Source organism: Clostridium grantii DSM 8605 (genome assembly GCF_900129965.1).
Taxonomy (GTDB): Bacteria; Bacillota; Clostridia; order Clostridiales; family Clostridiaceae; genus Clostridium_AF; species Clostridium_AF grantii.
Genome location: NZ_FQXM01000014.1, coordinates 37,761 through 51,816, shown reverse-complemented (window position 1 = coordinate 51,816; position 14,056 = coordinate 37,761). Strand labels below are relative to the sequence as shown.

12 protein-coding genes are annotated in these 14,056 nt (G+C 28.6%); all 12 read left to right on the top strand.

What is annotated here, in order from left to right:
• Nucleotides 1-197: 197 nt before the first annotated feature.
• Nucleotides 198-1,481 carry an FAD-dependent oxidoreductase gene (locus BUB83_RS12670; RefSeq protein ID WP_073338838.1) on the top strand — a complete coding sequence of 428 codons (1,284 nt, stop codon included), beginning with the start codon at nt 198-200 and terminating at the stop codon, nt 1,479-1,481.
• 287 nt (nt 1,482-1,768) lie between these two features.
• Entirely contained in the window at nt 1,769-1,966 is a 198-nt protein-coding gene (locus BUB83_RS12665; protein WP_073338837.1) for a cold-shock protein, read from the top strand.
• Nucleotides 1,967-2,247: 281 nt separating this feature from the next.
• The gene (locus tag BUB83_RS12660) at nt 2,248-2,805 is read left to right on the top strand and encodes an ECF-type riboflavin transporter substrate-binding protein (protein ID WP_073338836.1); all 558 of its coding nucleotides are present in this window, start codon (nt 2,248-2,250) and stop codon (nt 2,803-2,805) included.
• 29 nt (nt 2,806-2,834) lie between these two features.
• Complete coding sequence (locus BUB83_RS12655) at nt 2,835-4,553, top strand: ABC transporter ATP-binding protein (protein ID WP_073338835.1); 1,719 nt, start codon at nt 2,835-2,837, stop codon at nt 4,551-4,553.
• The gene (locus BUB83_RS12650; protein ID WP_073338834.1) at nt 4,543-5,376 is read left to right on the top strand and encodes an energy-coupling factor transporter transmembrane component T family protein; all 834 of its coding nucleotides are present in this window, start codon (nt 4,543-4,545) and stop codon (nt 5,374-5,376) included. Before BUB83_RS12655 ends, BUB83_RS12650 begins: the two co-directional genes overlap by 11 nt.
• Before the next feature lie 34 nt (nt 5,377-5,410).
• Nucleotides 5,411-6,265, top strand: a complete 855-nt coding sequence (locus BUB83_RS12645; protein ID WP_073338833.1) for an SAM hydrolase/SAM-dependent halogenase family protein — start codon at nt 5,411-5,413, stop codon at nt 6,263-6,265.
• Nucleotides 6,266-6,473: 208 nt separating this feature from the next.
• Nucleotides 6,474-7,595, top strand: a complete 1,122-nt coding sequence (locus tag BUB83_RS12640; RefSeq protein WP_073338832.1) for an SNF2 helicase associated domain-containing protein — start codon at nt 6,474-6,476, stop codon at nt 7,593-7,595.
• A 116-nt stretch (nt 7,596-7,711) separates the two neighbouring features.
• Nucleotides 7,712-8,788: a hypothetical protein gene (locus BUB83_RS12635; protein ID WP_073338831.1), complete on the top strand. Its 1,077-nt coding sequence runs from the start codon at nt 7,712-7,714 to the stop codon at nt 8,786-8,788.
• Nucleotides 8,789-9,097: 309 nt separating this feature from the next.
• The gene (epsC, locus tag BUB83_RS12630; RefSeq protein ID WP_242950680.1) at nt 9,098-9,784 is read left to right on the top strand and encodes a serine O-acetyltransferase EpsC; all 687 of its coding nucleotides are present in this window, start codon (nt 9,098-9,100) and stop codon (nt 9,782-9,784) included.
• Nucleotides 9,785-10,014: 230 nt separating this feature from the next.
• On the top strand, nt 10,015-10,449 hold the full coding sequence (locus BUB83_RS12625) for a MarR family winged helix-turn-helix transcriptional regulator (protein WP_073338829.1): 435 nt from the start codon (nt 10,015-10,017) through the stop codon (nt 10,447-10,449).
• A 27-nt stretch (nt 10,450-10,476) separates the two neighbouring features.
• Entirely contained in the window at nt 10,477-12,201 is a 1,725-nt protein-coding gene (locus BUB83_RS12620; protein WP_073338828.1) for an ABC transporter ATP-binding protein, read from the top strand.
• 4 nt (nt 12,202-12,205) lie between these two features.
• A complete protein-coding gene (locus BUB83_RS12615; protein WP_084133554.1) occupies nt 12,206-14,050 on the top strand; it encodes an ABC transporter ATP-binding protein in 1,845 nt (614 codons plus the stop codon).
• Nucleotides 14,051-14,056: the final 6 nt, after the last annotated feature.

The window sequence follows — 14,056 nt, the reverse complement described above, 5'->3', positions numbered from 1 at the left end:
AATTATAACATTTTACACAATTTATTCAATAAAATGGTGAAAAGTTACCTTGGAGAGATATAAAATGTATTTTTCTTGAATATAATATTAAATTGAGTAAATTGAAAATAATGATACAAAAACTTATCCTCAGCATAAAATAATATAGGGAAAAATATTTTGTATTACAATAATAAACAAAGAAGGATGAATATATTATGAGTGAGAATATAAAGACAATAGATGCTACTGAATTTCAGAGTGAAGTTATTGAAAGTTTAAAACCAGTAGTTTTGGAGTTTTATTCAGAAGGATGTCCACCTTGTGAAGTTTTATCCCCTATATATACAAGATTAAATGAGAGGTATGGTAATCAAATAAAGTTTGTAAAAATATTAAGAACAGCTAATAAGGATTTTGGATTGAGTTTAAATGTTTTAAGTAGTCCTACTCTTTTATTTTTTAATAAAGGGAAAGAAGTTGGGACAAGGTTAACAGGATTTTTGAGTTTAGTAGAAGTAAGAAAAGTTTTCGAAGATGTGTTTAAACAAATGCTACCAACTATTGAAAGAAAAAAAGTTTATTGTGATTTGATAATTTTAGGTGCAGGTGTAGCAGGTCTCTCGGCAGCCATTTATGCTTCAAGAGCAGGATTAAAAACTATTTTAATAGATGAAAATGTAATAGGAGGTCAAACAGCTACATTGTATAATGTAGAAAATTATCCGGGGAGTAAAGGGTGTATAAAAGGTAAGATTTTAATTGAAAATATGAAAAACCAAGCTATTTCTTTTGGAACTTTAATTAAAGATTTAAAAGAGATTTTAAAGGTGGATTTGATATCTGAAATTAAATATGTTAGAACTGAAGATACTGACTTTTATGCAAAGTCTATAATCATTGCTTCAGGGGCAAAACCAAAACAATTACCAGCAAAGAATGCGCATACTTTTATGGGAAAAGGAATACATTATTGTGCAACTTGTGATGCACCTATGTATAAGGATAAAAAAATAGTAGTGATTGGAGGAGGAAATTCTGCACTTGAAGAAGCGGTATTGTTGTGTAAATATGCCTCTGAGGTGACTATAATTCATCAATTTGATAAATTTCAAGCAGGAAATAAAGCTATAAAGGAAGTTTTAAATAAGGATAAAATAAGCGTTATATTGAATTCAGAAGTGAGAGAGGTAAAAGGAAAAGATAAAAGACTACAGTTTATTGTGATTGAAAATTTGATTACAAAAAAAATCATGGAAATTTCAACAGAAGGAGTATTTGTATATATCGGATCAGAACCAAAATCAGAGTTATACAAAAATCAAATTAACTTAGATCAATTAGGTTATATAATAGCTAATGAAGATACAAAAACAAATTTAGAAGGGGTTTTTGCAGCAGGAGATATCAGGACAAAACAAGTTAGACAAATTATAACAGCAGCTTCTGATGGAGCAATTTCTGCGGTTATGGCTGAAAGGTTTATTAAGAATATTAAATAAAAATTATAAAAAAGTCGCTATTTTTATGAAGAAAATGATGGTGGCTTTTATTATTAATGAATTAACTATGAAACAATAAAAATATAAATAATCAGAAAATACTTGCATTTTTTTTTATATGATGTATACTTATATAGTACCTTGATTCAGAAGCAAATAACTTATTATAATAATATTTATCGATTTGTATATAGATAAGAATAACTTAGATACATAGATTTCGAAATTTTTATTTATTATTTGTTTTTTCAAGAATTAAAGGAATAAAAATTTCGGAGGTAAGAAAAATGACAGGAACAGTAAAATGGTTTAACAGCGAAAAAGGATTTGGATTTATTACTACAGATGAAGGTAATGACGTATTTGCTCACTTTTCACAAATACAAAAAGATGGATACAAAACTTTAGAAGAAGGCGAAAAAGTTTCTTTTGACGTTGTTTCAGGACCAAAAGGCCCTCAAGCAGAAAACATAGCTACAATCTAATTTAACTATTAAAACCTGGAGATTTTTCTTCAGGTTTTTTTTCATTAAGAAGTATATTATTTAAGAAGTATATTATTAATCATTGCTATTCTTTTTTTTTACTGGGATTGAAGAGAGTGAAGAGATTGAAGCAACATATAAATTATGCTATAATTTAGTTGATATTTAAGGCTATGTTGTATTTATATTAAATTACATTTATGTAGTTAGGTATATAGGTATCTCAGTTCAATAAGTTTCACAATGGGATCCTTATAAAATTAAGAAAAAGGAGAATTGAAATGAAAAAATACTTTGAAATTTCTACTAAAACAATTGTTGCCATTGGACTTGGAGCTGCTATTTTTACTCTTTTATTTATGTTTGTAAAAGTACCGTCACCAGTACCAGAAACTAGTTTTCAAACAGCATATGGTATAAGTGCTTTTTTTGCTACTTTATTTGGACCTATTGCAGGAGGATTAATTGCATTTATAGGACATGCTTTAAGTGATTCAATTCAATATGGTTCCCCTTGGTGGAGTTGGGTTATTGCTAGTGGTATGGCAAGTTTTATTTTTGGGTTTGCATTTAAAAGAACAAAAGTTGAAGATGGTGAATTTAAAACAAAAGATATTATTACTTTTAATGTAATACAATTATTAGGTAATGTTATTGCTTGGGTAATTGTGGCACCATCATTAGATATACTTATTTATGCAGAGCCTGCTAATTTAGTATTTACCCAAGGTGTAATAGCAGCTTTACTTAATACAATAAGCGTTGGGGTTATAGGCACTTTGTTATTAATTGCATATTCTGCAACAAGAACAGCAAAAGGAAGTTTAAGTAAAAAATAATATAACAAGTTAATTAGGAGCAGTATATGATGAGACAAAAACCAATTATTGAATTTATTAATTATAGTTTTCAATATTATAGTCAATCAGAGCCTACATTACACAATATAAATCTTGAAATAAATCCAGGTGAAAAAGTTTTAATAGTTGGTCCTAGTGGAAGTGGAAAAAGTACACTAGGACATTGTCTTAATGGTTTAATTCCATTTTCTTATAGGGGAGAGAATCAAGGTTCACTTAAGATTAAGGATCTTGTAACGAAAGAACAAGATATTTTTAAATTATCTAAGATTATTGGAACAGTACTTCAAGATTCAGATGCACAATTTGTAGGCCTTACCGTTGGTGAGGATATCGCTTTTGCCATGGAAAATGATAATATTGATACAAAAGAGATGCATGAAAGAGTAAATAAAGTGGCTGCAATGGTGGATATGGATACTTTACTGAAATTATCCCCATTTGAATTATCAGGAGGACAAAAGCAAAGAACATCCCTAGCAGGAGTTATGATTGATGATGTGGATGTATTACTATTTGATGAACCTTTAGCTAATTTAGACCCAGCAACTGGAAAAACAGCTATAGAAATTATTGATGATATTCATAAAAAATCAGGAAAAACTATCATTATCATTGAACATCGACTTGAGGATGTGCTACATAAAGATATTGATAGAGTAATTGTAATGGGAGAAGGGCGTATAATTTGTGATATGAATCCTCATGAATTGGTATGTTCTTCTATTTTGACAGAGAATGGAATACGTGAGCCTTTGTATATAACAGCATTGAAATATGCAGGAATATCTTTAAAAGAAGAAATGAAACCTGGACATATATGGAGTCTTAAATTTGATGATTTTAATGGGAAATTAAAATCATGGCATAAAGGAATCTCAAAACCTCATAAAGAAAAACAGAGTGAGAAAGTTTTAGAAATGAGTAATGTTTCTTTTTCCTATGATGGTAAAAAACAAATATTAAAAAAAGTGAATCTAAATGTGAATAAAGGCGAAATGATAGCTCTTGTAGGTAAAAATGGAGCAGGTAAATCCACAATATCAAAGCTGTTATGTGGTTTTGAAACACAGGATACCGGTGATATATATTTCTACGGTGAAAATATAAGTAAAAAAAGTATTAAAGAAAGAGCAGAGATTATTGGTTTAGTAATGCAAAATCCAAATCAAATGATATCTAAGTCATTAATTTATGATGAGGTAGCTCTTGGTTTAAGATTGAGAGAAGTTAATGAAGAGGAAATTAAAATCAGAGTAGAAAAAGTATTAAAAGTATGCGGGTTAGCTCCTTTTGAGGAATGGCCTATTTCAGCTCTTAGTTATGGACAAAAAAAGAGAGTAACTATTGCTTCAATACTTGTTCTTGAACCTCAAATTTTAATATTAGATGAACCAACAGCAGGGCAAGATTATAAACATTATAGTGAAATTATGGAGTTTTTAGTGGAAATCAATAAACTTGGAGTTACAACAATTATGATTACTCATGATATGCATTTAATGCTTGAGTATACTAATAGAACTATAGTACTTGCAGATGGGGAGATAATAGCCGATACTTCAGCCTCAGCTGTATTAACAGATAATAATGTAATTGAAAGAGCTAATCTTAAAGAAACTTCTTTATATAATTTAGCAAAGGATGCTGGAATAAAAGATGCTACTGATTTTGTGCAAGGGTTTATAGATTATGAGAAGGGGGTAAGAATTTTCAATGAAAATTAAACTATTCTCATATAATGTAGTAGATACCCCTATACATAGATTATCAGGTGTTACAAAACTAGGCTCATTTCTATTTTTATCTTTTGCAGTTATGTTTTCTTATGATATTAGAGTTGTACTAGCCATTATGTTATTTTCTTTAGGCGTATTCAAAGTATCAAAGATTAAGTTTTCTCAGGTTAAAGCTATGCTCATATATGTATTAATATTTTTAGTGACAAATGCTTTAATAACTTTTTTATTTGAACCGGAGTACGGAGTGAAAATATATGGTACAAGACATGAAATAATACATTTAGTTGGACGATATAGATTAACTTGGGAACAACTTTTTTATCAAAATACTAAAATATTTAAATATGTTGCTGTTATTCCGTTTGGAATAGTTTTTTTATTAACAACAAATCCTAGTGAATTTGGCGCTTCTTTGAATTCTATTGGAGTAAATTACAAAGTTGCTTATGCAGTAACACTTACTTTGAGATATTTTCCAGATGTACAAAGAGATTACCATAATATTAGTCAAGCACAACAAGCAAGAGGACTAGAAATGTCTAAAAAATCCAGTTTATTTAAGCGATTTAAAAATGCTTTGATAATAATTATTCCTCTTATTTTTTCAGCAATTGATAGAGTAGAGTCAATTAGTAATGCTATGGATTTAAGAGGTTTTGGAAAAGGTAAAAAAAGGTCTTGGTATAATAAAGGAAAGATGACATTGCAAGATTATACTGCTTTAACAATTTCAATTTTAATTTTGATTACCACAATATTAATTTCAGTTTTTGTGAACAAAAGTCGATTCTTCAATCCATTTATATAATAAAAAACATAATTTTGGAAAGTGGGGATAAAACATGGCTTTATTGCAGAAAAAAATACTAGTATTTCAAAGTGATTTCGGTTTATCAGATGGAGCAGTTTCGGCTATGTATGGGGTTGCCCATGAAGTTGACTTAAACCTGAAAATTTATAATCTAACTCATAATATTGTGCCTTATAACATTTGGGAAGCCTCTTATAGATTGTTTCAAGCTGTAGAATTCTGGCCAAAGAGCACTGTATTTGTTTCAGTTGTAGATCCAGGTGTTGGAACAAACCGTAAAAGTGTAGTTGCTTTAACAAAAAATGGACACTATATCGTAACTCCTGATAATGGTACATTAACACACTTAAAAAGATTTGTAGGAATTGTAGCTATAAGAGAAATTCAGGAATCAAAACACAGAAGAGACAATACACAGTATTCTTATACTTTTCATGGAAGAGATGTTTATGCCAATACGGGGGCAAAACTAGCTTCAGGAGAAATTACATTTGAAGAAGTAGGAGAAGAGCTTAGCGTTGAAAAAGTTGTGGAATTAGAAATAGGAAAAGTTATTATCGGTGAGAAAAGTATAAAAGGATGCATTGATATTCTTGATGTAAGATTTGGAAGTCTTTGGACAAATATTGAAAGAAGTCATTTTTCAAGCCTTGGATTTCAATTCGGAGATAAAATTGAAGTTGTTATACGTAATGGTCCAACACTTATTTATAATAACAGAGTATCCTATGGCAAATCCTTTGGGGATGTTTATGTAAGCGAACAAATTATTTACGTAAATTCATTGTATAGAATGGCTCTTGCAATAAATCAAGGAAATTTTGCAAAAGCATATAGTGTGGGTACTGGAATACATTGGACAATTGAATTTATAAAAATAGATTAGAATCTTCAAGAGTTTAAATAGAAATAAATATTTTAAATAGTATTGTTTGAGAAAGAAACCTATTGTAAAGTAGGATTCTTTTTGTTTTTCAAAAAATCACCATAATTATATTTAATTAAATAATAATAATGATTATTTGTTTTTAAAGCAGTTAATATTGTATAATGGTAGTATTATTTATTAAAGTAATTTAGATAGAGGGTGCTTAATGTATATCTTATCTATTGAAGATATAAAAGAATTTACAAATAACATCATTTTTGCAAGAGCATATAAAATATATAAAGGAAATAAAATAAAAAATTCTAAGATTAAAAAATCAAAAGATAATGATGGAATAATATATAAAGTATCAGCTGATATAATGGGTTCTTCAATTGATGAAGTACACCATACTGAATTTTTCTTAGGGGAAGAAAGCATTGTAAAATATTATTGTTCCTGTCCTTCTTTTTTTAATTATGATGGGCCTTGCAAACATATTGTGGCATTGCTAATAGCGTTTCACTATAATCCACACAAAGCACATGAAATGGAGAAAAGACAAATTCTTGATAAATTGATTAATAATATTCAAGGAAGCACTAAAATTTTAGCAAAAACAAAATATAAAATTTTAATGGACATTATTCTTTGTGTACAAAATGATTTGAATAATCCCAGTCATTCTTTAGAATTAAGAATAGGAGAAGAAAAAAAATACGTTGTAAAAAATATGAAGACTTTTATTCAATGTATTATTGAAAAAAAAGAATTAGAATTTGGATCGAATTTTACTTTTTCTAGTACAACTCATTATTTTTGTGAAGAAGATAATAAAATAATTAATATGATAAAAGAATTATATGAGTTCAATGAAATAAATGTACAGCTATTAAAAGACAATAATGAAAGTTTTTTATTCAAGGGAAAAAAAGTATATCTACCAGAAAGTCATATGAAAAGATTACTGAAAATCCTTAAAAACATAAAGTTCAAAATAAAATATGATAATGGAGAAGAAATTTTAGGGGAAATTTTAAATGAAGATTTACCCCTTGAGTTTAATATTGATTATATAGAAAAGTATATTGTTATTGAACAAATAAGTGATTTGCCTTTAAGTTTATCAAAAGATGGGAATTATTTTTTCTACAATAAAAAGATTTATCATCCATCAATGCCACAAATAGAACTTTATAAAGGGTTGTTTGAAACCCTTAAAGAAAATAAAAAAATTATGATTTATGATGATTATTTAAAGGATATTGAAAAATTCATAATCCCAGCAATTAAAAAGGTTTCTAAACAGGTGAACATTGATGATAAACTAAAAAAATATTTAATTTGAATATTTTTTTAATAAAGAGGGCTAATGTTGATTAGTTAGTATTTATAATGTAAAATTAAATTGTATTATAAGAGAATAAAGCTACTATTGCTTTATTCAAGAGTGGGAGAACAAAAATGAATGATTTGAAAGAATATAAGTTCATTATGGACATAAGTAAAATCATGATTCTTATAATTTTACTTTTTTATGGGGATAAAACAATATTTTTTTTGGTAGCTTGCTTTATTTTTTTGCTTATGATTTTTAGGGCCATAAAAATAAATTCAAGAAAAAGATTTAGAATGTATCTTGTTTTTATGTATGTTATTTTATTGATTGGGCAACTGACTTTTTTTGCTAGAAATCTGTTTTATTATGAATATATCAGCTTTTTTTATTTCATTAATAAAATTGTTGCAATATTTCTTTTGAGTCTACCTTATTTAATAGAACGATTTATTACAATTAGTAAGTATACAGAATTTTATTTTCCTTCTGTACAAGAAATAAATACTTTAAGTTTTAGTGAGTTGAAAAGCGCTATTAATTCAGTACAATATAAGCTTAAAGGTATTGATAAAATTAAAAATAGCATATCTGTAGACAAGTTGGAAGAAATTGCTAAAGATTTTCCAAGGCATAGTTCAATTAAATATATAAATAACGGGTCTTTAACTGAAGAGTATTTTAAAGTAGCTAACGATAGTTTAAAAGATCCTTATATTTATATTATAATTTCCAACACTGGAAGTGCAGCTAGCGAATTAATTTCAATTTTTACTAAAAAGCAATACAATCATGCATCTTTAGCTTTTGATTTAGATTTAGAAACTATCATAAGTTATAATGGTGGAGAAAAAATTTACCCACCAGGGTTAAATCGTGAAATGATAGAGTTTTTCAACAAAAAAAAGGATTCTTCCATTATTGTTTATAAACTTAAAGCTAGCCAGCAGCAGAAAAAACAACTTATTGCTAAAGTAAAAGAGATTAATGAAGAGGGTAGCGCGTATAATATGTTAGGGTTAGTTTTAAGATCATCATATAAGCCAAATATAATGTTTTGTTCTCAATTTGTTTATAAAATGCTGAAATATGTAGATCTTGAATATTTTTCAAAGAAAGACGGACAGGTTAAACCTACCGATTTAGTTGAACTAGATTATCATAGAAAGCTAGAATTTTGCTATGAAATTTTTCTTAATGAATAAATTCACAAGGCAGAAACTTAGTGGATAATATAATTATAAAATAGAGTTTAAAATAATTTTAAACTAATAAGGGAGGGTATTATCATTAAACTTAATAATTGGTTAAATAACGAATTACCACAAATATCAACAACATTAGAAAATATTAATGAAAAACACTTTTTTAGAGATAAAACTATAGGTTTTGCAGGAAAGGAAACAACTAAAAGGATTCTTTTCAATATACGATCTGCTCTTTTCCCCGGAGTATATGAGTCAGTTCCTATAAAAGAATCAAGTGCTAGCATTATTATTGGCAATAATATTAGAATGGCGTCACTAGAATTAAGTGATTTAATTGAATCAGCTTTAAAATATAGATGCAAAGATATGGAAAACCATGATCCAGGATGCACTAAATGTAGAGATAAAGCAAATGAAACTGTAATAAGTTTGATAAGTCAATTACCAACTATAAGAGAAACGCTTCATACTGATATAGAAGCTGCATTTGATGGAGATCCTGCAGCTCTTTCAAAAGAAGAAATACTTTTAAGTTATCCATCTATAGAAGCGGTTAGTGTGTATAGAATTGCTCATGTGCTATACGAATTAGAAATTCCATTAATACCGAGAATAATGGCTGAGTTTGCTCACAAAAAAACTGGTATTGATATACACCCAGGTGCAAAAATTGGGGAAAGTTTTTTCATTGATCATGGAACTGGAGTTGTAATTGGAGAGACATGTACTATAGGAAAGAAAGTGAAGATTTATCAAGGAGTTACTTTGGGAGCAAAAAGCTTTCCTTTAGATGAAAATGGGAATCCAATAAAAGGAATAAAAAGACATCCAAATATAGAAGATGGTGTAGTTATTTATGCAGGAGCTACAATATTAGGGGGAGATACAACAATTGGACACGATTCAGTTATTGGGGGTAATGTTTGGTTGACTCATTCTGTACCACCATTATCTACTGTTTATAATGCTCAACCTTCTCTTATAATAAAGTAGTTAATTTATTATAGGAATCCCATTTTTTGAGTTTTGAGGCATGTATAAATTAATAGTTGAACTGGTATAACTATAACTGGTATAAACCTCAATGGGATAATAATTTTCATTGAGGTTTAACTATTGTGTAGACAAATAATTGAGAATATAGTAATATAATACCATAACAATATATTTAGCCGGCTAAGCATATTATTATTAAATATTAAGTAAAGAAAGGAAAATAAAAAATGAATAAAAAGGAAAAACCAGGGGAATTATATCACTTTTTTTTGAGTGTTTGTAAACTTGCCTTTAATAAAACACATGTTGAACTTGAAAAAATAGGATTATATAGAGGGCAACCACCTGTATTATTTCTTTTATGGGAAAAGGATGGAAGAAGTAGGAAGGAGTTATGTGATAACATAGATATTCAACCTGCCACAATTACAAAGATGATCAAAAGACTCGAGAATACTGATTTTGTTCTTAGCAAACCAGATGATAATGATTTAAGAGTATCAAGAGTGTACTTAACTGAAAAAGGGAAGAACATAAAAAATGAAGTTGAAAAAATTTATTTTAAATTAGAAGAACAACTTTTAAAAGATTTTTCTGTGGAAGATAAACTTTTACTTAATAAACTATTGATTTCTATGAAAATAAATTTAAAAAATATTTAGTAAAGTATAAATTTAAGGAGAATCTTTATGATAAAAATATCGAAATATTTAAAACCATACTTACTTTTCGCAATTATAGCACCACTTTTAATGCTTTTGGAAGTTTCAATGGATTTATTACAACCATTGTTTATGCATAGGATTATTGATATAGGAATTCAAAATATGGATATGGATTATGTTATTAAAACCTTGATGCTTATGATAGGGGTTGCGCTTATAGGACTTATTGGTGGATTTGGGTGTAGTACATTTTCGGCCATAGCAGCTTTTAATGCTGGCACGGATATTAGAAATGATTTATTTGAAAAAGTTCAAAGTTTATCTTTTGGGAATATTGACAGATTGGAAACTGGAAATCTTATAACAAGATTAACAAATGATGTAGTTCAAGTTCAGCAAATTATGATGATGGGCATGAGAATGATGGTGAGAGCACCATTTCAAATTATAGGAAGTTTTATTATGGCTTTTATAATAAGTCCTAAGCTATCAATTATTCTTGTAGTAATAGTTCCTATTATAGTTCTATGTTTAGTGATGGTTATAAAAAAGGGATATCCACTATTTATTATAGTACAAGACAAGCTTGATAAATTAAATAGAGTGATGCAGGAAAACTTGGCTGGAATAAGAGTGGTAAAAGCATTTGTCAGAAAAGATTATGAAGAAGAAAGATTTGGTAATGCAAATGATGATTTAATGGATGTAACCATAAGAGTTTCAAGAGTAATGGCTTATATTATGCCAATTATGATGTTTTTACTTAATATAGGAGTAATAGCAGTAGTGTGGTTTGGGGGAATTGAGGTAAATGATGGTTCACTTCAAGTAGGAGAGGTTATGGCATTTATAAATTATCTTCTTCAATTGCTATCATCTTTAATAATGATAGCATCAATGTTGATGATGGTTTCAAAAGCTGAAGCTTCATCAAATAGAATTCTTGAAGTGTTGAATACAAATCCTGATATTATTGATGAAGAAAATGCTCATGAAATTGAACAAATGAAAGGTAAATTAGTATTTGATAATGTATCATTTAGTTATAGTGGAGATAAAGAAGAAGCTATTTTAAAAAACATAAGTTTTACTGCAATGCCAGGAGAATTTGTAGCTATACTTGGGGCAACAGGTTCAGGAAAAACAACTTTGGTAAGTCTTATTCCAAGATTATATGATGTTGATCAAGGGGAAATAACAATAGATGGCAAAAACATAAGAAAGATTAAAAGTAAAAATTTAAGAAAGCATATAGGAATGGTTATGCAACAAACTATACTTTTTTCTGGTACAATTTTAGATAATATAAAATATGGAAAACCACAGGCTTCTTTTGAGGAAGTAGTAGAAGCATCAGCTGCCGCTGAAGCAGATAAATTTATTAAAGAATTTCAGAATGGATATGAAACTAATTTGGGGCAAAGAGGAGTAAATTTATCAGGGGGACAAAAACAACGTATTGCCATTGCAAGAGCGTTGATTACAAAACCTTCTATTCTTATTTTAGATGATAGTACTAGTGCCGTTGATGTAACTACTGAAGCATTTATTCAAAATGCTTTAAAAGATAAGTTTATAAATACAACAGTTTTAATGGTGGCGCAAAGAATAAGTAGTGTTTTAGAGGCTGATAAAATAATTGTTCTAGAAGAAGGTAAAATTGTGGCTACAGGTAATCATAATGAGCTTATTAAAACTAGTGAAGTATATAAAGACATTTATAGATCTCAATTAAGTGAGGTGGTTTAGTTCTATGGAGAATAATAAAAATCAAAGCAAACAAGTTAATATGAGTATACTTCCAGGAAGAGGGCCAGGTCATGGGCCAGGCTCATTTATGAAAGAAAAAGTTAAAGTTAAAGATAGTAAAGGAACATTGAAACGTTTATGGCCATATATAGCAAAACAAAAATTCAAATTGGTTTTTATAGTTATTCTTGTAATTGCTACAACATTACTAGGCCTTTTAGGACCATATCTTATTGCAAAAGCAATTGATGATTATATTGTTCCAAAAATACTTAAGGGTTTGATAAATGTGACTTTAATAATGATAGGAGTTCAAGCAACTTCAGCATTATTAACATGGGTTCAAACTTATATTATGGCAGAGGTTTCTCAATTAGTAGTAAGAGATTTAAGAAAGGACTTATTCTCAAATCTTCAAACTTTATCTTTGAGATATTTTGATGAAAAATCTAATGGAGAAATTATGAGTAGGCTTACAAATGATATTGAAAATATAAATAGTACTTTATCACAAAGTATCACACAGCTTATTTCAAGTATTTTATCAGTGGTTGCAGTAACGATAATGATGTTACTTTTAAGTTGGCAATTAGCTTTTGTAAGTATGCTTACTATACCTCTTATATTTATTATGACAAAAGGAATAGCAAAATATACAAGAGATAAGTTTAGGCAGCAACAAATGAATTTAGGTAGCTTAAATGGTATGATTGAAGAAACATTAACGGCTCAAAGAGTTGTAAAAGTATATTGCAAAGAAGAGGAAACCATTAAAAATTTCAAAAAAATTAATGAAAAATTAAGAGAAGCCTCTGTGAAAGCACAAATTTTTTCGGGATTCATGGGTCCAAGCATGAATTTAATAAATAATTTAAGTTTTGCTATTATAGCTGGGGTAGGTGGCTATATGGCTGTTGAAGGTTTGGTTAGTGTAGGAATTATTGCAGCATTTTTAAACTATTCAAAACAGTTTGGAAGACCTTTAAATCAGATTGCAAACTTATATAATACTATACAGTCAGCAATAGCCGGAGCGGAAAGAGTATTTGAAACTATGGATGAAAAGCCTGACTTTATTGATAAAAAGAATGCTTTGGAATTAAAAGAAGTTAAAGGAAATATAGAGTTTAAAAATGTGGATTTTGGATATAACAAAAATGTAAAAGTATTAAAAAATGCAAATTTTACAGCTAAACAAGGAGATACCATTGCTTTAGTAGGTCCTACTGGAGCAGGAAAAACTACTATTATTAATCTTTTAACTCGTTTTTATGATATAGATAGTGGGGAAATTTTGATTGATAAAGTCAATATAAAAGATATTAAAAAAAACAGTTTAAGAAGTAAATTAGGAATTGTATTGCAAGATACTTATCTTTTTTCTGAATCTGTAAAAGAAAATATAAGATATGGTAGATTAAATGCAACCAATGAAGAAGTTGAAAAAGCTGCAAAGCTAGCCAATGCCCATCACTTTATAACACATCTTCCACAAGGTTATGATACAAAACTTTCGGAAGAGGGAAGTAATTTAAGTCAGGGACAAAGGCAACTACTAGCAATTGCGAGAGCGATTTTAGCAGACCCTTCAATATTGATTCTGGATGAAGCTACTAGCAGTGTAGATACAAGAACGGAAGTTCATATTCAACAAGCTATGCTTAATCTTATGAAAGATCGTACTAGTTTCGTAATTGCTCATAGACTTAGTACAATAAAAGAGGCAGATATGATTTTGGTTATTAATAATGGAGAAATTATTGAAAAAGGTACACATGAATCTTTGATTGATAATAAAGGATTTTATTACAAGTTATACAACAGCCAGTTTAGAAAAACAGCTTCATAATATTAG